Below are 23986 nucleotides of genomic sequence, written 5' to 3'. Positions count from 1 at the left end.
AATAGCAGTGGAGTGAAGTAGCGCATGCAAAAAGAGATCGATGCCAATGCAATGGTAACTAATGCCGAAAGTGCAGCCAAATGGCTAAAAGCTATCGCCAACCCTTATCGATTAATGATCTTATGCTTATTACTCGATAAAGAGCTAAGCGTTACCGAACTGAATAAAACTGTCCCCTTGAGTCAATCAGCTTTATCACAACACTTAGCAGTACTGCGCTCTGAAGATTTAGTCGCAACCCGTAAGAGTTCACAAGTGGTTTATTATGCGCTTAAAAATGAGCAAGTAACTGAAGTGATCTCCATACTGCACCGTAAATACTGCGCTTAACTTAATAAGTTAAAAACGAAAAAGCCTGCATCGAAGCAGGCTTTTTTGTCTCTAATTGACGAACCTAGCGCTCAGCAAAGGCTCGACCAAACTCATCAACTTTATTCCAATCGGTAAACTCAAACGTACCGCTGGTATCAGTTGGTCCTTTAGTCATCCACATAATAAAGCGGATCATCACCTTATCGAACAATCGGTATCTAGGATAATCAATCTTGCCGGCAAACACTGCCAATTGCTGTGGCTGCCATAAAGAAAGCGCTAAAAACTTCTTCATATATGGATTGGTTTCAGGAGTGTTCTTCTCCGGCTTACGCGCCACAACATTTACTGTAAAGAATGCATTTTGCTTAGCGTTTAACACTGCGTGATGACGGTTAATAAACTGATATAGCTCCGGTCTGTGTTTACCATAGCGAATACTTGCTGCCACTAAGATCTTATCGAACTGTGCTAAACCAAGTTGCTCAGCTTCTGCAACTGAAGCCATAGTCACCGTCGCATTTTGCTCTTGATTAATCTTTTTAATCTGTTCGCAAATCGCTTTAGTTTGGCCATCTACTGTTGAATAAATAATTAGTGTATTGCTCATTAATTTCCTACGATTTCCGATTAAAGCTTACATTAAACTAGGCATAAAATGTGGCCAAAAGCCTTTATAAAAGGCCAATATACACCGATAAAATTAACGCTAGCTTAGCCTAACAGTACTACTCAGCATCTTTACACTAATTTAGTTTTTCCAGAAGGTCGGCGTAAACAAAATCAGTAGCGTAAAGACTTCTAAGCGACCAAACAACATTGCAAACAATAGCACCCACTTTTCGCCATCGCCAATACTGGCATAGTTGCTCGCTACCTCACCTAAGCCAGGGCCTAAGTTATTTAAACAAGCCGCAGTCGCACTAAAAGCGGTTATGGCATCCATCCCTTGTGCCATCAAAATTAGCATACAAACCACAAACACTAACGCATAGGCTGAAAAGAAGCCCCAAACAGCATCAATGACCCTATCAGGTAATGCGTTACCACTAATTCTAATAGAAAACATGCCACGTGGATGAACCAAACGTTTTAGTTCACGTGAGCCTTGCAGTAGCAACAAAATCACTCGGATCACTTTAATACCACCTGCTGTAGAACCACCGCTACCACCAATAAAGCTGGAGAAGATTAGCAAGATAGGTAAAAACAGCGGCCAAGAATGGAAACTTTCAGTACCAAATCCAGCGGTTGTTGAGATGGAAACTGCCTGAAATAGTGCATAGTCAAAGGTTTCTTCAGCTGAGTCGTAAATGCCTGAACCATATAATGTTGCAAAGCAAATAGCCGTGAGCACCAATTGAATAGCGATTAGCACTTTAAACTCAGCGTCTCTAAAGTAGACTCTAAGGTTAATACCACGGCGTGAGAAGGCCGCGAAATGCAAGCTAAAATTGAGCGCAGCAATTAATAAAAATACTACACAAATCAGGTTAATCGTTGGACTATCAAAGTAGCCCATACTGGCATCATGAGTTGAGAAACCACCAATGGCAATGGTTGAGAATGAATGGCAAATAGCATCAAACACATCCATACCCGCTAACCAATAAGCTATTGCACACGCAACGGTCAATGCCAGGTAGATGTACCATAGCGCTTTAGCAGTTTCTGCAATTCTGGGAGTCATTTTACTGTCTTTTACTGGGCCGGGCATTTCCGCCCGATACAGCTGCATTCCTCCAACACCAAGAACAGGCAGAATCGCTACCGCAAGAACAATAATTCCCATTCCCCCCAGCCATTGCAGTAAATGACGATAGAACAAAATCGCTTTAGGTAAGCTATCTAAGCCTACAATTACGGTAGCACCTGTCGTTGTCAGAGCAGAAAAAGACTCGAAGAAGCTGTCGGTTAAACTCAGTGAAGGTTGGCCTGAGAATATAAATGGCACAGCACCAATCGAGCCAAGAACGACCCAAAATAATACCACCAGCAAGAACCCTTCTCTGGTGCGAAGATCTTTACGATGTGCACGGTTGGGGTACCAAAGTGTAAAGCCTAATAGCAAGCACAGTACAAATGCCTGAATAAACGCCATACCACCGCCATCTTTGTAGATAACGGCAACGAGCGCCGGTGGAAGTAAAGATAAAGAAAACAACCCCATTAGCAGGCCAGTAATTCTTATAATTGTTCGATATTGCATTGGTTACCATTACCTGCGCTCAGCTATCGCGCACTTTACACACATCATTTATTTAATTTCACTTTGCGCTAGCCAACGGCATATTGACCAGAGCTCATATACACATTTTATCGCTTAGCTTTTACTCATCATATATGGCTTTTAACAAGCCTTTACTCATCGTAGCTAAGTCTGTATTCAATTGCGTCTTAAACGCTTTAGGTATCATAAATTTAATTACAATTTTATCGCTAAACTGCTTGTCTTCAATCAGCACATCAAACTGCGATAATAGATGTTCTACGTCTTTCAGTTGATGATAATCACATACCAAACTAGCGGGGTAGCGTAGCTGTTTTAGTTGCGTCTCAAGTTGCGGGATAGCCTGTTTTATTCCCGAACTATAAGCTCGAACCAATCCCCCCACACCAAGTTTGGTACCACCAAAATAGCGAATAACAATTGCCCCTAGCTCACCTATATTGGCACCTTGTAACGCAGCTAACATTGGCCGCCCAGCACTTCCAGAGGGTTCACCATCATCACTTGAGCCAATGTTTACGCTATCATTAGGCGCTCCAGCAACAAACGCATAGCAATAATGATTGGCTCCTGGGTATTTAGCCTTTAAGTTAGTAAGTACACACTTCAAATCTTCAAGTGACTGACAATGAAATAGAAAAGAGATAAAGCGGCTATGCTTTATCTCTTCTTCAATCAATAGATCTGCCGCAGGAATGAGATAACTTTCACTCAAATTTGTTTGCTCTATTAATAACAGCCTATGAGTTAATCATAGATGAATAGTTAGCGATTTAACCCGAGGTCGCGAGTCATATTTTCGACTCGATCGGCATGGATAATCACATTATCTTCAATACGTATGCCACCAAATGGTCGCAACGTATCAACAGTATTCCAATTAATCTGAGCTTGACGTTTATCTTGCTTCAAGCCAGCTAACAATGAATCAATAATGTAAACCCCTGGCTCTATCGTCAGAACCTGATTTACATCTAGATCTCGAGTACAACGTAAGAAAGGATGTGCCTCCGGTGCAGCAATATGAGTACCTTTATCATCGGCCAAGAAACCGCCCATATCGTGAACCTGTATCCCCAGCATATGGCCTAAACCATGAGGGAAAAATACACTGGTGATCCCCTGCTCCACTAGCCCTTGCACATCGCCGCTGACAATATCAAAATCCAGCAAGATCTGCGCTAACTTATAATGAGTTTCGACGTGCAATTGCACATAGCTCACACCCGGCTTCATCATATTGATGATCTCCAGTTGTAAATTATCCATTGCGCTAATCAGATCATCGAAAATATTCTTCTCAAATGCATAGCTACGAGTAATATCAGATGCGTAGCCATTGAAGTTAGCACCCGCATCGATTAAGAATGAACGCCGTTGCGCCGGTGACTTTTGCTCAAGTGCAGTGTAATGCAAAATCGCCGAGTTTTCGTTAAGAGCAACAATACTGCCATAAGGAACTTGGTTTTCACCTTGTGAAACTGCAGATAAATACACCTGCAAAATTTCAAATTCACTGGCGCCATTATAAAAAGCCGTTTTAGCAGCTTGGTGCCCTGTCACCGCAATAACATTTGATTGGCGCATACATGCCAATTCATATTCTGTTTTGGTTGCGCGGTGATAATTAAGGAAACTAAGAACAGAATCAGGATTACGAGCGGTAAAACCAAGCACATCTGCAACATCTAAATGCTCACCAATATATGCCCAGTTCTCAATATCTTTAGGTAAATACTCAGCGACTTTATCAGCCTTAGTGAGCAACTTAATATCAACATGCTCAGACCAATATTCTGTCGGCTCATCTGCTACTTTGTGCCAAAAATCCACTGGACGATAGAATATTAATAACGGTTTATCAGTGCCGTTTACTACTAACCAAGAATTTGGATTATCAGTTACTGGCAACCAAGCTTTAAAGTGCGGATTAACTTTAAACGGGTAATCTAGATCATCTAAAAACTGTCTATGTGGTTGACCAGAGTGGATAACTAAACCTGATAAATTCTCGCGGCAAGTGATTTCGCTAACACGACGATTAAGCACTTGAATATGGTCGTGATACAGATGCGCTAACTGTTCCATGAGGGTTGCCCTATTGTTATTATTTAGCCAAATTTTCGACATCGGCACAGTCTAACACATAGACAATTAAAATCTTTCTTCAAACACATTATTCGCTAAATCGGCTAAATATTTGCCAGTGAACACAAAATATAAATATTGAAAATTTTTATATAAGCGTATGATTTAATTTGAACTAATAATGAGGATTAAAAATAACTAAACGAGCGTTTAAATTGGGTGTTGTAATTTTTTGTGATTAGTCGCACACTGAATAGCAACTGGTCAAATGATGGCCTAGGCTGCTGTGACAAAGAAGGTTACATTCAGGCAATAAAATCATTAATGATCTGGATAGTGAACCTAAGCTAAAAGGAAGCAAGCAATGATCTACCAAAGCCCTACGATTGAGGTTGAGTTACTCGAAAACAACATCGCGCATTTGTGTTTTAAAGCACAAGGCTCAGTTAACAAGTTAGACCGAGAAACTCTCGACTCATTAAATGCTGCACTCGATAGCATAAAGCAAGATCCTAGCGTAAAAGCATTAATGCTTAGCTCAGCGAAAGATGCCTTTATTGTTGGTGCAGACATCACCGAGTTTCTCGGGTTGTTTGCCGAAGATGATACGGTATTACATTCTTGGATTGAGCAAGCCAATGCCGTATTTAATAAGTTAGAAGATTTACCTTTCCCAACACTATCAGCCATTAATGGTTTTGCTTTAGGTGGCGGTTGCGAAACAATCCTTGCTACAGACTTCCGTATAGCAGACACCACTGCTCGCATAGGCTTACCAGAAACTAAGCTAGGCATTATTCCGGGCTTTGGTGGTACTGTGCGACTGCCTCGAGTAATAGGCACCGACAATGCGTTAGAGTGGATTACATCTGGCAAAGATCAACGTCCAGATGCCGCGCTTAAAGTTGGCGCCATCGACGCTGTTGTCGCTCCAGAACATCTACAATCAGCAGCGCTCAAAATGCTTAACGATGCCCTAGCAGAAAAGCTAGACTGGCAAACTCGCCGCGCTAAAAAGCAAGCGCCACTCACCCTACCAAAACTTGAAGCCATGATGTCTTTTACTACCGCTAAAGGTATGGTATTTAAAGTTGCCGGTAAACATTACCCTGCGCCAATGGCTGTCATTAGCGTGATTGAGCAAGCCGCACAATGTGGCCGTGCAGAAGCATTACAAATTGAGCATCAAGCCTTTGTAAAGTTAGCTAAAACAGAAGTCGCTCAAGCATTAATTGGTATTTTCTTAAATGATCAATTAGTCAAAGGTAAAGCGAAAAAAGCCAGTAAACTTGCCCAGCCAGTTAATTCTGCAGCAGTACTCGGCGCAGGTATTATGGGCGGTGGTATTGCATACCAAAGTGCTAGCAAAGGCACACCAATTGTAATGAAAGACATCGCTCAACCAGCCCTTGACCTAGGCCTAGGTGAAGCAGCTAAACTACTTACAGCACAAGTAAAGCGTGGCCGTTCAACCCCAGCTAAGATGGCTGCAGTACTAAATAATATCACTCCCGCACTCGATTACGCTCCAGTTAAAGATGCCGATGTAGTGGTTGAAGCCGTTGTTGAGCATCCAAAAGTCAAATCCATGGTGCTTGCTGAAGTCGAAGAGCATGTCAGCGAAGATGCCATCATTACTTCTAACACGTCGACAATCTCAATCAATCTGTTAGCCAAGAGTCTCAAAAAACCTGAACGCTTCTGTGGCATGCACTTCTTCAATCCTGTGCACAAAATGCCATTAGTCGAAGTGATCCGTGGCGAAAACAGCTCAGATGAAACCATTGCTTCAGTTGTGGCGTATGCCAGCAAAATGGGCAAAACCCCTATCGTGGTAAATGATTGCCCAGGTTTCTTTGTTAATCGTGTTCTCTTCCCTTACTTTGCAGGCTTTAGTGGCCTTCTAGCAGATGGTGCTGATTTTGCAGCTATCGATAAAGTGATGGAAAAACAGTTTGGCTGGCCGATGGGCCCAGCTTACTTACTTGACGTAGTTGGTCTAGACACAGGGCATCATGCACAAGCTGTAATGGCGGAGGGTTTCCCGGATCGTATGGGTAAATCAGGTAAAGACGCCATCGATGTGATGTTTGAAGCTGAGCGCTTTGGTCAGAAAAACAGTAAAGGCTTCTACCAATATTCGGTAGACCGTCGCGGTAAGCCAAAGAAAGAGTTAGACCCTACCAGCTATGAACTACTGCAAGCAGAATTTGGCGAGCAAAAAACATTTGCACCAGACGAGATCATAGCCCGCACCATGATCCCAATGATTATCGAGACAGTTCGTTGTCTTGAAGAAGGAATCATAGCTTCACCTGCTGAAGCTGACATGGGCCTAGTTTACGGTCTTGGTTTCCCACCATTTAGAGGCGGTGTATTCCGTTATCTAGATACTATGGGTGTAGCTAACTTTGTGGCGCTTGCCGACAAATATGCTCACTTAGGGGGGCTATATCAAGTCACCGACACTATGCGCGAACTTGCCGCCAACAATGGCAGCTATTACCAGCAGGCTTAAGCAGAAAGGATTAGAACAATGAAAAACGCCGTTATCGTAGATTGTATCCGTACGCCAATGGGCCGCTCAAAGGCTGGTGTATTTAGAAATGTTCGCGCAGAAACTCTGTCTGCTGAATTAATGAAGGCGCTACTTAAGCGCAATCCCAAACTGGACCCAAACACTATTGAAGATGTGATGTGGGGTTGTGTACAACAGACTCTAGAGCAAGGCTTTAATATTGCTCGTAACGCTGCCCTACTTGCAGGCATTCCAAAGCAAGTTGGCGCGGTTACTGTAAACCGTTTATGTGGTTCATCTATGGACGCGCTGCACCAAGCTGCCCGCGCCATTATGACTGGCCAAGGCGATACCTTTATCGTTGGTGGCGTTGAACATATGGGTCACGTACCGATGAACCATGGTGTCGACTTCCATCCAGGGCTAGCTAACAACGTGGCTAAAGCATCAGGCATGATGGGGCTAACTGCAGAGATGCTAGGTAAGATGCACGGCATCACCCGTGAACAACAAGATGCATTTGCTGTTCGATCACACCAGCGCGCTCATGCAGCAACAGTTGAAGGTCGCTTTGCTAACGAGATAGTGGCTATTGAAGGTCACGATGCCGATGGAGCACTGATTAAAGTTGATTTTGATGAAGTGATCCGTCCTGAAACATCGATGGAATCACTATCGGGCCTACGCCCTGCTTTTGACCCTGCAAACGGCACAGTTACAGCGGGTACGTCATCAGCACTATCAGATGGTGCATCTGCCATGTTAGTTATGGAAGAGGAAAAAGCTAAAGAGTTAGGCTTGCCAATTCGAGCCCGAATTCGTTCAATGGCAATTGCCGGTTGTGACGCAGCGATTATGGGTTATGGTCCTGTTCCTGCAACCCAAAAAGCGCTTAAGCGTGCAGGACTAAACATTGATGACTTAGACGTTATCGAGCTTAATGAAGCTTTCGCAGCTCAATCTCTACCTTGCGTTAAAGACTTAGGTTTGATGGATGTGGTTGACGAAAAAGTTAACCTTAACGGTGGCGCTATTGCTCTTGGTCATCCACTTGGTTGTTCAGGTACACGGATCTCAACCACCTTGATTAACCTAATGGAAGCTAAAGATGCTAAGTATGGTTTAGCGACTATGTGTATCGGTTTAGGCCAAGGTATCGCGACTATCTTCGAGCGCCCATAAAGCCTTAGATTTGAAATTAACAAAAGCCAGCGTAAGCTGGCTTTTTCATTTAGGCCGTAATAATACCAATTAGTATAAACCAGTTCTAAAAATACCTGGTAAATCCAACAATGCTATTAAACTTGGAATACGACAAACTGATATCACAGCTGTCTGACAAAATAAGCAAAGAACTCAGAGCCACTTAATGAAATGTTTGTGCTCATTAATATCCAATAGAACAGAGCTGCAATCACGGTATTCAAGCGATAATTATGAAAAAATGCCTATCAAAGCCAAACCTGCTCCATATAAGCGACAAAGCTAGCGCTCTCAAAAAAGGTAACCACATATGACCCCCGCTATCGATCTGCTCGTTAAACACAAAATTGCACATCAGATCCATGAGTATCAACATGATCCATCATGCCAAGCTTATGGCTTAGAGGCCGCAGAGAAAATTGGGGTTGCACCTGAATTAGTGTTTAAGACGTTAGTGGTAAAACTAGACGGAAAAAGCCTCGCGGTTGCCATTATTCCTGTAGCTGAAAAGCTAAGTATGAAGGCGATAGCAAAAGCGGCAAAAGCGAAGAAAGCCGTAATGGCTGAAGCTGCCGAGGTTCAACGCAGCTCAGGTTATGTGTTAGGTGGTGTAAGTCCATTGGGGCAAAAACGACTACTGACAACAGTGATAGATGACTCTGCAGTTAATCTGCTGCAGATGTACGTTAGCGGCGGTCGCCGAGGGCTGGATATTGCGTTGGCTCCAGAAGATCTAAAGCAGTTACTGAAAGCCAGTTTTGCTCCACTAACAGCATAATGATTAGAGCACGAGTTGCAGTGTTCCACGTGGAACACTGTAAAACAGAAACGACTAAAGGCTCACAAATTACAGCTAGCAACTTGGATAAACATTAGCGCTGGAGTAATATTAGCCACTTCTGTTTAATCGTTCTGCTGAGGTAATATGAACGACCTATTTAACAATGCTCAACATCAACTAGACGCTTTAGGTCTACGCTGCCCAGAACCGGTAATGATGGTGCGCAAATCTGTACGACGCATGAACGATGGCGAAACACTGCTTATCATTGCCGACGATCCAGCAACGACTCGCGATATTCCAAGCTTTTGTGAGTTTATGGATCACACCTTAGTCGCTAGCCAGACAGAATCGACGCCTTACCAGTATCTGATAAAGAAAGGCCTATAGTCATAACGACCAACCAACAAAGATAAAAGGAATTATCATGGCATCACTTAAAGGTATTGCTTATAAAACTGAAAAGCGCGGTCAAATGCTCACGGTTGATCAAGCCAGTGTTACTCAAGCGAAAGGCGTTGAGAACGATATTTTTGGTCGTCCGGGCAAGCGCCAAGTAACGGTAATGTCTAGTCAGCAATGGCAAATAGCATGCAATGAAGTTGGTAAAACATTACCTTGGTTTACTCGTAGAGCCAACTTGTTAGTTGATGGGCTTTGCTTCACTTCCAGTGATGTTGGCAAGCGACTAATCATTGCTGGACTGCAATTGGAAATTACCGGTGAAACTGATCCATGCAAAAAAATGGAGCAAGCTTACCCGGGGTTAGAGGCAGCGCTATTACCTGAGTGGCGTGGTGGTGTAACTTGTCGAGTACTCAACGACGCCAATATTCAACTTAACGATCCTGTCAGTTTGACCTAGCTTTACTGACATAACCTACCCGCTTGTATCGAATAGATACAAGCGAATGCTGATATTAAAATCTTTAAATCACGTCCATTTACCTGATGTGCTCCAAGCATCACCTGTAATCGTCCATTATTAGCAATAGTCACTTGCTCACCTCCACTATCCACTTAGTCCCATAATGGTGTGTCTAATTAAGTCCTTGTAACGATATTGAGCTTAACTAATTGAAACAGATTTTTTGTTTTACTGTTAACAGTTTTGTGCGATAACTGTTACGCAAATTAATATCTATTTAAGCCCGACACCTAACAATCAACTAAATGGAATTAAACGCCACTCCTTAAAACGATAACAACAAATCAGGATTATCATGTTAAAGAACAAGCTTACCCCTTTATATACCGCTATTGCGTTAAGTTTTAGCGCCCCTATTATTGCCGAAGAAGATAAACAAACTTGGCAAGTGAATGCACCAACCAACGCGCCGTTAGAACAAGTAAAAATCGAAGTTAATGAAGGTACTTGGATGAACGTCAGTGTTAGCCCAAATGGCAAACATGTTGTGTTCGATCTACTTGGTGATATCTATCAAATGCCAATTGAAGGCGGCGAAGCTAAACCGTTAGCCGAAGGTATTGCATGGCAGATGCAACCTGTTTATAGCCCAGATGGAAAATACATTGCGTATACCTCTGATGAAGATGGCGGGGACAATATTTGGATTATGGAGGCTGACGGCAGCAATCCTCGCCCAGTAACCAAAGAAACATTTCGCTTATTAAACAGCCCTGCATGGAGTCCTGATGGCCAATACTTAGTCGCGCGTAAACACTTTACTGGTAGTCGCAGCTTAGGTGCGGGCGAAGTTTGGATGTACCACGTTGCGGGTGGCGACGGTGTAAAGCTTACCGAGCGCCCGAATGAACAAAAGGACTTAGGTGAACCTGCTTACTCACCCGATGGTCGATATATTTATTTTAGTCAAGATGCGACACCGGGTAAGACCTTCCACTACTCAAAAGATTCAGTAAAAGGGATCTATAAGATTAAGCGTTACGATACTCAAACTGGTGATATTGAGGTATTGATTCAAGGTACAGGCGGTGCAATTCGACCAACACCAAGCCCAGATGGAAACAAGCTTGCATACATTAAACGTGATGGTTTCCAATCTTCGCTTTACCTATTGGATTTAAAGTCTGGTGAAACTGAAAAACTCTATGGTGATCTAGACCGGGATATGCAAGAAACTTGGGCAATTCACGGCGTGTACCCTAGCATGAGTTGGACAGCTGATAATGATGAAATCCTGTTTTGGGCTAACGGTAAAATCAATAAGCTCGATGTTGAATCTAAGTCAGTCGCACAAATTCCATTTACAGTTAAAACAGAGCGAGCTGTTCAGCCAGCTGTGCGCTTCACCCAAGATCTAGATAAAGACGTATTTAATGTGAAGATGCTGCGTATGGCGCAAGTATCTCCAGATGGTAAAAAAGTCGCTTTTGAAGCACTAGGTAAAATCTGGGTTAAGAGCTTACCCGATGGCAAGATGTCACGCCTAACCAAACTAGATAGTGAACTACGCGAACTATTTCCTCAATGGTCTCGCGATGGTAAGCGTATCGTATTCACCACTTGGGATGATCAACAACAGGGTACTGTAAGTTTAGCTACCGTGCGAAATAAACGGGTAAAAGTACTAACTAGTGAACCTGGTAAATACGTAGAACCAACCTTCTCGCCTGATGGCGAAACAGTGGTTTATCGTAAGGCTAAAGGCGGCTACATCACGCCACGTACTTGGTCGCAAGAAACAGGTCTTTACCAAGTCGATATTGATGGTGATAAAAATACTAAAATCACCTCTGCAGGATACCAGCCACAATTTGGTGCCGATAATGATCGTGTCTACTTTATGGAAAGTGGTGAAACTCCGCAGCTAGCTTCTATTGGTCTCAATGGTTTCGAAAAGCGAGTGCACTACACTAGCAAACATGCCACTGAGTTCAGAGTCTCGCCAGACGGTAAACAACTGGCCTTTGCTGAACGCTTCAAAGTGTTTGTCACCCCTTTTGCTAAGCATGGTGAAACAATTCAAATTGGACCTAAAGCTAATAACCTGCCTGTAGAACAGTTAAGTGTGCGTGCCGGTGAAAGCATTAGTTGGAATACTGATAGTAACCAGCTTTATTGGACACTGGGTCCTGAGCTCTATCAAGTCAATGTCGATACGCAATATCAAACTGCTGAAGAAGACAAATCTAAGCCAACAATTACCGATCTTGGTTTCAGTCAAAAAGCAGATGTTCCACGTGGAACCATAGCCTTTGTCGGCGGCAAGATTATCACTATGGAAAATGACCAAGTCATCGAAAATGGTACTGTGGTAGTCAAAGACAACCATATCGTGAGCGTTGGTTCAGCATCAGTTATCGATATCCCAAGTGACGCAACTATCATTGATATTAAGGGTAAAACCTTAATGCCTGGTTTGTTTGATGCCCATGCTCATGGTGCTCAAGGTGAGAGCGAAATCATCCCACAACAAAACTGGGAGATGTATTCAAATCTATCTTTAGGTGTTACCTCTATTCACGATCCATCAAATGACACCACTGAGATTTTCGCTGCTTCAGAGCAACAGAAGGCTGGTAAGATAGCTGGGCCACGTATCTTCTCAACCGGTACTATTTTGTATGGCGCAAATGCTCCCGGCTATACATCGCACATCGACTCGTTAGATGATGCTAAATTTCATTTAGAAAGACTAAAAAAAGTCGGTGCGTTCAGTGTTAAGAGTTATAACCAACCTCGACGTAACCAACGTCAACAAGTGATTGCTGCAGCTAGAGAGCTTGAGATGATGGTCGTCCCTGAAGGCGGTAGCTTACTGCAACATAACCTTAGTATGATTGCCGATGGCCATACGGGTATTGAACACTCACTACCCGCAGCCAATATCTACGATGATATAAAGCAGTTCTGGGGACAAACTGAAGTGGGATACACTCCAACCTTAGTCGTTGCCTACGGCGGTATTTGGGGTGAAAACTACTGGTACGACAAAACAGATGTATGGGCACACCCTCGTCTGTCTATGTATGTTCCATCTGATATCTTAAACGCTCGCTCAATGCGTCGCCCTACAGCACCTGATGAACATTACAACCACTTTAACGTAGCTCGCGTAGCCAACGAGTTAAACCAAGTAGGTGTAAAGGCAAATATCGGTGCCCATGGTCAGCGAGAAGGTTTAGCCGCCCACTGGGAGATTTGGATGTTTGCTCAAGGCGGTATGAGCAATATGGAAGCACTAAAAACAGCGACCATTAACCCTGCTAAACATTTTGCAATGGACCATCAAATTGGTTCAATCAAGCAAGGTAAACTCGCTGACCTAATCGTTATCGATGGTAACCCGCTGGAAGATATTCGCGTAACCGATCGCGTAACCTACACCATGGTTAACGGTAAACTGTTTAATGCTGAAACAATGGATCAGCTAAATGGTGGTGCAAAAAATAAAGGTAAGCAAAGAGAAGCTTTCTTTTTTGAAAAATAGATCCCGTTTTTAAATTTAAAATCTGGCTAACTCAACTAGGATTTTTAAATTTGAGAAAAATTATTTTTTGAACGAAAAGTGATTAATTTGACGCAAAACAAAAAGGATGTTCCACGTGGAACATCCTTTTTTAATAGCTTTATTAACTCTAGCTAATATTTTATCTTGATGAACTGAGAATGGATCTCTTTAATGAATCAAGGAATTTAAGTATGTCACTATCTAGAGTAATTACTTTAGTTATTATTAGCATCACCTTATTAACATTAGCCAACCTACTATTTTTTAAACCACAAAAACAAATAGCAATGACAACACAACAAGATGTTGTTAAGCCTACAGTGAAAAGCCACCAGCAAGCGACAATACGAAATGTAAACCCTAAACACGTTGCGACTGACACAGCAGAGGTCATCGACATAAAACCAAATGACCCCGCTAACCCGTATTTCACATTAAATGATGAAATTGCAATAAACACATTTTTCGTTAATGACACCGGCGCAATTGAACGTAAGGCGCTAGTCAATGTATTAACTACCGGAATGAATGACTTTTTAGAGCAAGTATCTAGCCTTCCAACAAATAGTGAATTTGCTATCGAGAGACAAAATAAGCTTAACCAACAACTACTGCAGCTTAATAATATGACCTTGTTTGAACAACATATTGGCTGTGCTGGCAGAGTTTGCGCACTCTCGATAACGGCTAATGAACTAACCGAAGACAACAAACTGTTGCTACAAAACTTCGACACTAATCATAGCTTTGTAACGGCAACAGAAAATGCTACTGGTGAGCTAGAGTTTAAAGCAATTTATATCTACACCGATGACCCTTCACAAATGGTGATGACCCAATCCTAATATTAACTTTTATCCTGAAAACAGAAGCAATCAGTGGTGTGGTCATTGACCATTCCTACTGCTTGCATAAAAGCATAACAAATTGTTGGTCCAACAAAATTAAAGCCCATCTTTTTAAGTGCTTTTGACATAGCCTCTGATTCAGGTGTTTGTGCAGGCACTTGCTCCATCGACTGAAAATGATTTTGCTTTGGACTACCACCAACAAAGCCCCATAAGAATGTTGAGAAATCATGGCCCTGCTCGACAAAAGCTAAATAAGCCTTGGCATTCTTAATTATCGAATTAATTTTAAGTCGGTTACGCACAATCCCTGGGTTGAGCATCAACTCTGCAACTTTAGTTTCATCAAACGTCGCAATAATTTTTGGCTCAAAATTGGCAAATGCAGCCTCATAATTTTGCTGTTTTTTAAGAATAGTAATCCATGATAGTCCTGCTTGTTGGCCATCTAAACACAGCTTTTCAAACAACTCGCGACTGTCATAAACGGGCCTGCCCCATACTTTGTCATGATACTCTTGGTAGATGGGATCTTGCCCAACCCAAGCACAACGTGTCACTTCCATTAGCTAATTCCTAAATTTTTAGTCAACCAGATAAAAAATAACCTACATAAGCGTTATTCTACAAGGTATAATCGAAACCATTTTCTATTAAGGCTTCCAGGCAGTAGACAAGCGGATATGACGACGAAACACGACGTAAAAACATTCCAGGGCTTCATTATGACCCTGCAGGAATACTGGGCGCAGCAAGGTTGCGCAATCGTTCAACCATTGGACATGGAAGTAGGTGCGGGTACATTCCACCCTATGACATTCTTACGTTCATTAGGCCCTGAGCCAATGAGCAGTGCCTATGTTCAACCATGTCGTCGCCCAACTGACGGCCGTTATGGTGAAAACCCTAACCGTCTTCAGCACTACTACCAGTATCAAGTAGTACTAAAGCCATCACCAAGTAACATTCAAGAACTTTATTTAGGTTCATTAGAGGCGCTAGGCGTTGATATGAATGTGCATGATGTTCGCTTTGTAGAAGACAACTGGGAATCACCTACTCTGGGCGCTTGGGGTCTTGGCTGGGAAGTTTGGCTAAACGGTATGGAAGTATCTCAGTTCACTTACTTCCAGCAAGTTGGTGGTCTTGAGTGTAAGCCTGTTACAGGTGAAATCACTTATGGTCTAGAACGTCTTGCAATGTACATTCAAGAAGTAGACAGCGTTTATGATCTTGTTTGGACCGATGGCCCAATGGGCAAAGTTATGTATGGCGATATCTTCCATCAAAATGAAGTTGAGCAATCAACCTATAACTTTGAACATGCAGATGTTGAAGTGCTATTTAAGATGTTTGAAGACTGCGAACAAGCTTGCCAACGCTTATTGAGCCTAGAAAAGCCACTTCCACTACCTGCTTACGAGCAAGTAATGAAAGCCTCTCACGCATTTAACTTACTTGATGCACGCCACGCTATCTCAGTTACAGAACGCCAGCGTTATATCTTACGCGTTCGTACTATGGCAAAAGGTGTTGCAGAATCTTACTATCAAGCCCGTGAAGCACTAGGCTTCCCAATGTGTAAGTAGAGGTATAACTGATGAATTTTGAAAACTTACTCATTGAAGTAGGCACAGAAGAACTTCCACCGAAGTCACTACGTAAATTAGCTGAGTCATTTCTAGCTAACTTTACTGAAGAACTCACTAAAGCAGAACTTAGCTTTGAATCAGCAGTATGGCACGCAGCACCGCGTCGTTTAGCGGTTTGCATTAACCAACTTGCACTTGCACAAGCAGACAAAGTGGTTGAGAAACGCGGCCCGGCAGTTGCTCAAGCTTTCGATGCTGACGGCAATCCAACAAAAGCTGCTATGGGCTGGGCTCGTGGTAACGGTATTACTGTTGAGCAAGCTGAACGTTTAAAAACTGATAAAGGCGAATGGTTACTTCACCAAGCTCGCGTAGTTGGTGTTGAAACTAAGAGTTTAATCGCTGATATGGCGCAACGCTCATTAGACAAGTTACCTATTCCAAAGCCAATGCGTTGGGGAAGTAACACCACACAATTTATCCGTCCTGTCCACACAGTAACTATGCTACTAGGTAGCGAAGTTGTTGAAGGTGAGCTATTAGGCATTAAGTCTGACCGTGTTATCCGTGGTCACCGCTTTATGGGTGAGTCTAGTTTCGAGCTAGATCATGCTGACAACTACCTTGCAGCGCTTAAAGAGAAAGGTAAGGTACTTGCTGATTACCAAGCACGTAAAGCGATTATCAAAGCCGATTCAGAAGCTGCTGCAGCTAACATTGGCGGCGTGGCAGATCTTGAAGACGATCTGTTAGAAGAAGTGACTTCTCTTGTTGAATGGCCAGTAGTGCTAACAGCCAACTTTGAAGAAAAGTTCTTAGATGTTCCAGCAGAAGCGTTGGTTTACACCATGAAAGGTGACCAAAAATACTTCCCAGTATTTGATAATGCTGGTCAGCTATTACCTAACTTTATCTTCGTCACCAACATCGAATCTAAAGATCCTCAGCAAATTATTTCAGGTAATGAAAAGGTGGTTCGTCCACGTCTTGCTGATGCTGAGTTCTTCTTCGAAACAGACAAGAAAGATACGCTTGAAGCACGCCTAGCAAGCTTAGAAACCGTGGTATTCCAAAAGCAACTTGGCACCATCAAGCAACGTGTTGAGCGCATTTCAGCTATGGCTGGTTATATCGCTACTAGCATTGATGCGAACAGCGAAGAAGCAGCTCGCGCAGGTCTGTTATCTAAGTCAGATCTAATGACGAATATGGTAATGGAGTTTACCGATCTTCAAGGCACCATGGGTATGCATTACGCCCGCCTAGACGGTGAAACAGAAGCAGTTGCCGTAGCATTGTCTGAGCAATATAAGCCTAAATTCTCTGGCGATACAGTTCCTACTGCACCTATCTCGATTTGTGTAGCATTGGCTGAAAAGTTAGACACGTTAGTGGGTATTTTTGGTATTGGCCAAGCCCCTAAAGGCGCAGCGGACCCATTCGCACTTCGCCGTGCAGCTATTGGTGTACTACGTATTTGTTTAGAAAACAATTTACCGCTAGATCTTGTTGACCTAATTGCTAAGGCACAAGAATTACACGCTGACAACCTAACTAACAGTGAAGTTGCAGATCAAGTGCTAGAGTTCTTTATGGCTCGCTTCCGTGCTTGGTACCAAGATCAAGGTGTAAGTGTTGATGTTATCCTAGCGGTATTAGCACGTCGCCCTACTTCACCTGCTGATTTTGAAAGTCGTATCAAGGCTGTAGCTCACTTCAGAACTCTTGAACAAGCTTCAGCTCTGGCTGCTGCCAATAAGCGTGTATCTAACATTTTGGCTAAAGTTGAAGGTGAACTACCTGCAGCTATCGATGCTAAGTTACTTGTTGAAGATGCAGAAAAAGCACTAGCAGCTAAACTTGCAGAACTGCAACCACAACTAGCACCGCTATTTGCTGAAGCAAACTACCAACAAGCGTTAGCACTACTTGCTACCCTTCGTGACAGTGTTGACACCTTCTTCGAAGATGTAATGGTGATGGCTGATGATGAAGCATTGAAGAATAACCGCCTAGCGCTACTATCTAGCCTACGCGAACAGTTCTTACATGCTGCTGATATTTCGTTACTTCAGTAACTAAATAGCTGATATAAAAAACGCGCCGAAAGGCGCGTTTTTTATTTATGAAACTCGGTCAGAACAATACGAGTTTTTTATGGATATCATCAAATGCAGCTCGATCCATACCAGCATCAAATAAAAGCCTATTTAATTGATCCGGTTGCAGCTTACCCGCTTCAAATAGCATCGAGCATTCACTTATTAAGTTTGCCCGCCATATGACTTCAGCAAGACCACCAGCAGGTTTAGAGTCAACGACTGCTAAACGACTTAACTCAGACTCAAATAGTGATGGTAGTTGCCAGTAGCGCGCTAATAACGCACTTAAACTTAATGACTTAGTAGTCATCACCTGACGAAACAAACTAGAACAAGGCTGTTCACCGGGTTCAGCTTGTTTAAAAGCCTCTAACAACAGCTTAAAAATGGCGATTTTACCTACGTCATGGACTAAGCCCAATAAGAACGCACTATCGGGGTCTTCATCAGTTAGTTCACTTGCTAAAAAAGCAACCTGCATCGAATGGCGCCAAATTTGGCTACCAAAACGTCTAAAGTAGATTGGCTTAACATCAATGATCTTACGCATCATAGCCGTAGTGACAAATCGGCGGATTTGATCTCGGCCTAACTGCACTAATGCTAATTGCAAACTAGTAACGTCTTTATCACTACGCCTAAATAATGGCGAATTACATAGTTTAAGCACCTCAACACTCAATACAGGATCTTTCTCTATTAAGGCTAATAATGCTTTAGTATCGGTATTCTCATCAGCAAGTTGTTTATCTAAAGCCGCCACTTGAGTCGGCATTTTTAATACCCGCTCAGCAATAGCCTTTGGTGAAGCAAGCGCGGCTTCAACACGCCTAAATACACTTTTCTCTAGTTCGTTGGCACTGCCACTTAGTTGGGTACTAGGAAACAATAAACTATAAAATAGTGCAGATAGATCGATAGCAACTACAGGAGAACTTGTAGCAGGTTTAACTTCAGCAATTTGCTCAGTTGAGTGTATAGGTAACTGCTCCATTGGACCATTAAAGCTAGTTGGTTTCTCAACAACCACATTTTCTCTAATGTTGAACAGCTTTTTAAAGGCTTTACTAAACAATTTATGATGACCGATTAATTAATAAAAAATCGGTGCATATAGCACCGATTCAATTCTTTACTATGTGTAGCAAACAGACTTAAACGTCTAGGTTTGCCACATTCAAAGCATTAGCTTCAATGAAATCACGGCGCGGCTCTACTTGATCACCCATCAAACAGGTAAACAGTTGGTCAGCAGCAATCGCATCTTCAATAGTCACTTGCAGCATACGGCGTGACTCAGGATCCATTGTCGTTTCCCACAACTGCTCAGGGTTCATCTCACCCAATCCTTTATAACGCTGAATGTATAAACCACGCTTAGATTCAGTCATTAACCAGTCTAGCGCTTCAACAAAGCTCACTACATCTTTAGTACGCTCACCACGTTGAACATAGCCGCCCTCTTCAATTAGACCATTGATTTCAGCGCCCATCTTAACGATGCGTTGGTAATCAGCAGACTGGAAGAAGTCATACGAGAACAAGTAGTGTGTATCGATACCATGTTTACGGATAGTAATTTTTGGTAAGTAAGACTGACGCTCAGGGTCTAGTACTGGCTCACCACTATATAAAATACCACCAGTTTCTTTATTGGTTAGGTCTGCAACGAATGCATCTGCCCACGCTTTAACTTGTGCTTCATCAGCTAGCATTTCGTTAGATAACGCCGGGTGATATAGCATTAGATCCGTTAAGTTAGTTGGGTAACGCTGCTCAAGACGAGCAATGATAGCCTCTACTTCACGGTACTGATTCACTAAACGCTCTAGCGGCTGACCAGACATGCCTGGCGCACCTTGCGATGGATAAATATTTGCATTATCTAACGCTTGAGTTGTTAAGTACTCAGTTAATGCTGGATCATCTTTAAGGTACTGCTCTTGCTTACCTTTTTTAACCTTGTATAGCGGTGGTTGTGCGATGTAAACATAACCACGTTCAATTAATTCAGGCATTTGACGGAAGAAGAAAGTCAACAGCAAGGTACGGATGTGCGAGCCGTCGACGTCAGCATCGGTCATGATAACGATGTTGTGGTAACGCGTTTTATCAGGATCGTACTCATCACGGCCAATACCACAACCTAATGCGGTAATAAGAGTTGCAACTTCTTGTGAAGATAACATCTTATCAAAACGTGCTTTTTCAACGTTTAGGATCTTACCTTTCAGTGGCAGAATCGCTTGGTTCTTACGATTACGACCCTGCTTAGCACTACCGCCCGCAGAGTCACCCTCCACTATGTAAATTTCAGAAAGACCAGGATCTTTCTCTTGGCAGTCAGCAAGTTTACCCGGCAAACCACCTAAATCTAATGCACCTTTACGGCGTGTCATTTCACGTGCTTTACGTGCAGCTTCACGAGCACGTGCAGCATCGATAATCTTACCAACAATCAATTTAGCTTCATTTGGATGTTCCATTAGGTAATCACCTAATTGCTCACCCATTGTTTGCTCTACCGCAGACTTCACTTCACTAGATACTAGCTTGTCTTTAGTTTGCGAACTGAACTTAGGATCCGGTACTTTTACAGAAATAACGGCAGTTAGACCTTCACGAGCATCATCACCCGTAGCAGCAGTCTTGCCTTTCTTGTTAAAGCCTTCACGTTCCATATAGTTGTTCAGGTTACGTGTTAACGCACCACGGAAGCCCGCTAAGTGAGTACCACCATCGCGCTGTGGAATGTTGTTGGTAAAACAGAAGATGTTTTCTTGGAAACCATCGTTCCACTGCATAGCAACTTCAACAGTAATACCGTCTTCACGCTCTTGGCAGAAATGGAAAACTTCTTTATTTACAGGGGTCTTGTTAACGTTTAAGAAGTCAACAAATGCGCTAATACCGCCTTCGTACTTGAAGAATTCATCGCGGTCCTCACGCTCATCAACTAAGCGGATCCCCACACCTGAGTTCAAGAAAGATAACTCACGAACACGCTTAGCTAAAATATCGAAATGGAAGTTAACGTCAGAGAAAGTCTCTTCACTCGGCCAGAAACGGATCTCTGTACCGGTATTGCTTGCTTCACCCACTTCTTTAATCGGCTCATCTGGCTCACCCATAGTGTAGAACTGTTCATACACCTTGCCGTCACGACGAATAGTTAACTGTAGCTTCTTAGAAAGCGCGTTAACTACCGATACACCTACACCGTGCAAACCACCAGATACTTTATAAGAGTTATCATCGAACTTACCACCAGCGTGCAGTACCGTCATAATAACCTGTGCAGCTGAAACACCTTCTTCAGGGTGAATTGCTACAGGGATACCACGGCCGTCATCGCGTACAGATACTGAGCCATCGGCATGAATGGTAATATGAACGTCGTTACAGTGGCCTGCTAACGCTTCATCGATAGAGTTATCGACTACTTCGAATACCATGTGATGTAGACCGGTACCATCGTCTGTATCACCGATGTACATTCCTGGTCTCTTACGTACCGCATCAAGGCCTTTTAAAACCTTAATACTCGAAGAATCATAACTATTCTCTGACATATTATTCTCTCGTCGGTTATTCAATTACCGTTACACAACCGTGTTCCACATGGAACATCTTACTTGGCGGCGTGATTAACGAATCTACTATTGATGCTGGCTCAATAGCCGTGACAAAAACTTGTGCCCCGGTATCCGCTAATTGCTGTAACAATAGTTTTCTATGCTGTGCATCCAATTCCGATGGAAGGTCATCCACCAGATAAATACTCTTTTTATCTATTTGCTGTTTGAGCAACTTTCCCTGTGCAATGCGTAATGCACAGACTAACAATTTCAGCTGACCTCGGGATAACGCATCTTGCGCAGGTAGGGTTCCTACTCGCAAACGTAGATCCGCTTTATGCGGGCCGCTAACTGTAAAGCCTGTAGCTAAATCTCTAGGATATTGCGTCTCGAGTAGCTGTGCATACTCGGTTTTTGCATCCCATCCTCGGGTAAAAGAAACATTAACATCAACCTGAGGTAAAAACTCTCCGATTATACCCTTAAGTAGCTCATTTAACGAGTCTACATATTGCTTTCTTATGTCGGTAACTAACTCAGCATAGCGAATAAATTCTTTATCCCAAAATTGAATCGCACTATAAGGCGATCCATCTCGGAGCAATTGATTTCGCTGCTTTAAAATTCTACGAACATTTACCCAAGCGGCATAAAAGCGCGGGTCAGAATGAAACGCGCCCCAGTCGATAAATTGTCGTCTCGACTTGGGTCCTTCAAAAAGCAAAGAGAAGCTTTCAGGGGTAATCACCTGAATCGGTAATGTTTCAGCTAATGTCGATAAACGTTTTACTTTATCACCATTAATTTTTACTTCAATATCACCACTTCTAAAACGACGTAAGCCAATTTTACTAAGCTCGTCCTCACCTTGCATGCTAGCAAATAATGTCAGTGCTTCAGCTTCGTTATTAATAACTCGCTGTGAAAGATGGCTGCGAAAAGAACGCCCCATTCCCAAGAAATAAATAGCTTCTAAAATACTGGTTTTGCCACTGCCATTTTGGCCGTAAATCAAATTAAGCCCTTCACCTGGCAGCAACTGAGCAGCAGCTATATTTCGAAAACTTTCAATATGAAGACGGTTAAGACTCATTAATAACCTTATAAAGCAACAGGAAGCATAATCTAACAAAAAATAAGGCTAGTCAGTTGAGTAAACGGACTAGCCTTAGAATATAGAAAAGTTGTACGAGACTACAGTCTCATTGGCATTACGACATACATAGAGTCTTGCTCTACATGATTATCGATTAATGCACTTGAGTTACCGTCAATCAGCGTGATACGAACATCATCAGCTGGCAGGTTGTTAAGTACATCGAGCAAATAGCTGACGTTAAAGCCGATCTCTAATGGTGCGTTATCGTACTCAACATCTAAAATTTCTTCTGCTTCTTCCTGTTCAGGGTTGTTAGCAGTAATTTTTATCAGGTTGTTTTCTAACTGTACTCGCACACCACGGAACTTCTCATTAGACAAAATAGAAGCACGCAATAACGCTTGTTTAAGTTGCTGACGACTCGCGATAACGATTTTGTCACCACCTTTTGGCAGTACTCGACGGTAATCCGGAAAACGTCCATCAACTAACTTACTGGTAAACACCACTGTTGCAGTAGTTGCTCTAATTGCATTATCACCAATGGCAATTGTCACATCTAAATCATCAGCTTCAAACGAACGCATAAGTTCAAGCACGCCTTTACGCGGTACAATGACTTGCTTTTCTGGTAGTTGAGCTTCAATTTGACGATGACTTAACGCTAAACGATGGCCATCTGTCGCAATAGCGCGTAATACATTACCTTCAGTCTCTAATAACAAGCCATTGAGATAATAGCGTACGTCTTGGTTAGCCATTGAAAATTGAGTCGCATCAATCAATGACTTCATCGTGCCTTGTTTCAAAGTGAACTCAAGTTCAGCCTCGAATGCTTCAACATTCGGGTACTCTTCAGCAGGCAGCGTCGCAAGAGTAAAGCGGCTACGACCTGAACGTAATAGTAAGCGGTTTTCTTGCTGCTCAATCTTTAGTTCGACTTGATCAGGTAAAGACTTAACGATATCTAAAAACTTCTTCGCAGGGACAGTCGTGCGTCCCTCAAGGATTTCACCTTCTAGCTGGACTTCACCTACCAACTCGACTTCTAAGTCGGTACCAGTAAGCTTAAGTGAGTGACCACTCACTTCCACTAAAAGGTTTGCCAATATAGGCAAGTTGTGACGTCTTTCAACCGCACCACTCACTAGTTGCAGCGGTTTTAATAAAGCGTCCCTATCAATTGAAAATTTCATTGA

Annotated in this window: 19 protein-coding genes; 10 read left to right on the top strand and 9 right to left on the bottom strand. The window is 42.7% G+C overall.

Translation table 11 applies throughout. The annotated features are described in order from the left end of the window. Positions 1-24: 24 nt before the first annotated feature. Positions 25-330, top strand: a complete 306-nt coding sequence (locus tag L884_RS0112330) for an ArsR/SmtB family transcription factor (RefSeq protein WP_028767800.1) — start codon at positions 25-27, stop codon at positions 328-330. 64 nt (positions 331-394) lie between these two features. Here the strand turns inward: L884_RS0112330 and hemG are convergent, their stop codons facing one another. The 4 genes from hemG to pepQ all read right to left on the bottom strand — a co-directional run bounded on the left by hemG (position 395) and on the right by pepQ (position 4630). Beyond that, positions 395-922 carry a menaquinone-dependent protoporphyrinogen IX dehydrogenase gene (hemG, locus tag L884_RS0112325; protein ID WP_028767799.1) on the bottom strand — a complete coding sequence of 176 codons (528 nt, stop codon included), beginning with the start codon at positions 920-922 and terminating at the stop codon, positions 395-397. 141 nt (positions 923-1063) lie between these two features. Next, the gene (locus tag L884_RS0112320) at positions 1064-2521 is read right to left on the bottom strand and encodes a TrkH family potassium uptake protein (protein WP_028767798.1); all 1458 of its coding nucleotides are present in this window, start codon (positions 2519-2521) and stop codon (positions 1064-1066) included. A gap of 121 nt (positions 2522-2642) precedes the next feature. Continuing rightward, a complete protein-coding gene (locus L884_RS0112315; RefSeq protein WP_028767797.1) occupies positions 2643-3257 on the bottom strand; it encodes a YigZ family protein in 615 nt (204 codons plus the stop codon). Between the two features lie 50 nt (positions 3258-3307). Next, on the bottom strand, positions 3308-4630 hold the full coding sequence (gene pepQ / locus L884_RS0112310; protein WP_028767796.1) for a Xaa-Pro dipeptidase: 1323 nt from the start codon (positions 4628-4630) through the stop codon (positions 3308-3310). 364 nt (positions 4631-4994) lie between these two features. Here pepQ and fadB point away from each other — a divergent pair, with 364 nt between their 5' ends. From fadB to L884_RS0112275, 7 genes are all read left to right on the top strand, one after another. Next, complete coding sequence (gene fadB, locus L884_RS0112305) at positions 4995-7148, top strand: fatty acid oxidation complex subunit alpha FadB (protein ID WP_028767795.1); 2154 nt, start codon at positions 4995-4997, stop codon at positions 7146-7148. Between the two features lie 18 nt (positions 7149-7166). After that, the gene (gene fadA / locus L884_RS0112300) at positions 7167-8330 is read left to right on the top strand and encodes an acetyl-CoA C-acyltransferase FadA (protein WP_028767794.1); all 1164 of its coding nucleotides are present in this window, start codon (positions 7167-7169) and stop codon (positions 8328-8330) included. A 331-nt stretch (positions 8331-8661) separates the two neighbouring features. Beyond that, complete coding sequence (gene ybaK / locus L884_RS0112295; RefSeq protein ID WP_028767793.1) at positions 8662-9129, top strand: Cys-tRNA(Pro) deacylase; 468 nt, start codon at positions 8662-8664, stop codon at positions 9127-9129. A gap of 147 nt (positions 9130-9276) precedes the next feature. Further along, on the top strand, positions 9277-9522 hold the full coding sequence (gene tusA, locus L884_RS0112290; RefSeq protein ID WP_028767792.1) for a sulfurtransferase TusA: 246 nt from the start codon (positions 9277-9279) through the stop codon (positions 9520-9522). A 37-nt stretch (positions 9523-9559) separates the two neighbouring features. Next, the gene (locus L884_RS0112285) at positions 9560-9997 is read left to right on the top strand and encodes an MOSC domain-containing protein (protein ID WP_028767791.1); all 438 of its coding nucleotides are present in this window, start codon (positions 9560-9562) and stop codon (positions 9995-9997) included. Between the two features lie 358 nt (positions 9998-10355). Further along, positions 10356-13547 carry an amidohydrolase family protein gene (locus tag L884_RS0112280; RefSeq protein ID WP_028767790.1) on the top strand — a complete coding sequence of 1064 codons (3192 nt, stop codon included), beginning with the start codon at positions 10356-10358 and terminating at the stop codon, positions 13545-13547. A gap of 212 nt (positions 13548-13759) precedes the next feature. After that, positions 13760-14413: a hypothetical protein gene (locus L884_RS0112275; RefSeq protein WP_028767789.1), complete on the top strand. Its 654-nt coding sequence runs from the start codon at positions 13760-13762 to the stop codon at positions 14411-14413. Between the two features lie 2 nt (positions 14414-14415). On the opposite strand, the gene L884_RS0112270 is transcribed toward L884_RS0112275, so the two are convergent. Beyond that, the gene (locus L884_RS0112270; RefSeq protein WP_028767788.1) at positions 14416-14982 is read right to left on the bottom strand and encodes a DNA-3-methyladenine glycosylase I; all 567 of its coding nucleotides are present in this window, start codon (positions 14980-14982) and stop codon (positions 14416-14418) included. A 117-nt stretch (positions 14983-15099) separates the two neighbouring features. Between L884_RS0112270 and glyQ the strand changes: the two genes are divergently transcribed. Beyond that, entirely contained in the window at positions 15100-16005 is a 906-nt protein-coding gene (gene glyQ, locus L884_RS0112265; protein WP_028767787.1) for a glycine--tRNA ligase subunit alpha, read from the top strand. Positions 16006-16016: 11 nt separating this feature from the next. After that, positions 16017-18086, top strand: a complete 2070-nt coding sequence (gene glyS, locus L884_RS0112260) for a glycine--tRNA ligase subunit beta (RefSeq protein ID WP_028767786.1) — start codon at positions 16017-16019, stop codon at positions 18084-18086. Between the two features lie 58 nt (positions 18087-18144). Here the strand turns inward: glyS and L884_RS0112255 are convergent, their stop codons facing one another. The 4 genes from L884_RS0112255 to dnaN all read right to left on the bottom strand — a co-directional run bounded on the left by L884_RS0112255 (position 18145) and on the right by dnaN (position 23983). Further along, on the bottom strand, positions 18145-19185 hold the full coding sequence (locus tag L884_RS0112255; protein ID WP_037410878.1) for an HDOD domain-containing protein: 1041 nt from the start codon (positions 19183-19185) through the stop codon (positions 18145-18147). 79 nt (positions 19186-19264) lie between these two features. Then, a complete protein-coding gene (gene gyrB, locus L884_RS0112250) occupies positions 19265-21682 on the bottom strand; it encodes a DNA topoisomerase (ATP-hydrolyzing) subunit B (RefSeq protein ID WP_028767784.1) in 2418 nt (805 codons plus the stop codon). 16 nt (positions 21683-21698) lie between these two features. Then, a complete protein-coding gene (gene recF / locus L884_RS0112245; RefSeq protein WP_028767783.1) occupies positions 21699-22781 on the bottom strand; it encodes a DNA replication/repair protein RecF in 1083 nt (360 codons plus the stop codon). A gap of 101 nt (positions 22782-22882) precedes the next feature. Then, complete coding sequence (gene dnaN, locus L884_RS0112240) at positions 22883-23983, bottom strand: DNA polymerase III subunit beta (protein ID WP_028767782.1); 1101 nt, start codon at positions 23981-23983, stop codon at positions 22883-22885. Positions 23984-23986 lie beyond the last annotated feature (3 nt).

The organism is Shewanella fidelis ATCC BAA-318 (assembly GCF_000518605.1).
In the GTDB taxonomy this organism is placed as follows: Bacteria; Pseudomonadota; Gammaproteobacteria; order Enterobacterales; family Shewanellaceae; genus Shewanella; species Shewanella fidelis.
The sequence above is the reverse complement of the archived record's forward strand: the minus strand, read 5'-3'. Positions and strand labels throughout refer to the sequence as shown.

Excerpts from the sequence above, each read along its gene's own strand:
- glyS (WP_028767786.1), top strand. The coding sequence starts at position 16,017 with ATGAATTTTGAAAACTTACTCATTGAAGTAGGCACAGAAGAACTTCCA.
- L884_RS0112275 (WP_028767789.1), top strand. The coding sequence starts at position 13,760 with ATGTCACTATCTAGAGTAATTACTTTAGTTATTATTAGCATCACCTTA.
- ybaK (WP_028767793.1), top strand. The coding sequence starts at position 8,662 with ATGACCCCCGCTATCGATCTGCTCGTTAAACACAAAATTGCACATCAG.
- L884_RS0112320 (WP_028767798.1), bottom strand. The coding sequence starts at position 2,521 with ATGCAATATCGAACAATTATAAGAATTACTGGCCTGCTAATGGGGTTG.
- pepQ (WP_028767796.1), bottom strand. The coding sequence starts at position 4,630 with ATGGAACAGTTAGCGCATCTGTATCACGACCATATTCAAGTGCTTAAT.
- gyrB (WP_028767784.1), bottom strand. The coding sequence starts at position 21,682 with ATGTCAGAGAATAGTTATGATTCTTCGAGTATTAAGGTTTTAAAAGGC.
- dnaN (WP_028767782.1), bottom strand. The coding sequence starts at position 23,983 with ATGAAATTTTCAATTGATAGGGACGCTTTATTAAAACCGCTGCAACTA.
- fadA (WP_028767794.1), top strand. The coding sequence starts at position 7,167 with ATGAAAAACGCCGTTATCGTAGATTGTATCCGTACGCCAATGGGCCGC.
- L884_RS0112280 (WP_028767790.1), top strand. The coding sequence starts at position 10,356 with ATGTTAAAGAACAAGCTTACCCCTTTATATACCGCTATTGCGTTAAGT.
- hemG (WP_028767799.1), bottom strand. The coding sequence starts at position 922 with ATGAGCAATACACTAATTATTTATTCAACAGTAGATGGCCAAACTAAA.
- fadB (WP_028767795.1), top strand. The coding sequence starts at position 4,995 with ATGATCTACCAAAGCCCTACGATTGAGGTTGAGTTACTCGAAAACAAC.
- glyQ (WP_028767787.1), top strand. The coding sequence starts at position 15,100 with ATGACGACGAAACACGACGTAAAAACATTCCAGGGCTTCATTATGACC.
- L884_RS0112330 (WP_028767800.1), top strand. The coding sequence starts at position 25 with ATGCAAAAAGAGATCGATGCCAATGCAATGGTAACTAATGCCGAAAGT.
- L884_RS0112270 (WP_028767788.1), bottom strand. The coding sequence starts at position 14,982 with ATGGAAGTGACACGTTGTGCTTGGGTTGGGCAAGATCCCATCTACCAA.
- recF (WP_028767783.1), bottom strand. The coding sequence starts at position 22,781 with ATGAGTCTTAACCGTCTTCATATTGAAAGTTTTCGAAATATAGCTGCT.
- tusA (WP_028767792.1), top strand. The coding sequence starts at position 9,277 with ATGAACGACCTATTTAACAATGCTCAACATCAACTAGACGCTTTAGGT.
- L884_RS0112285 (WP_028767791.1), top strand. The coding sequence starts at position 9,560 with ATGGCATCACTTAAAGGTATTGCTTATAAAACTGAAAAGCGCGGTCAA.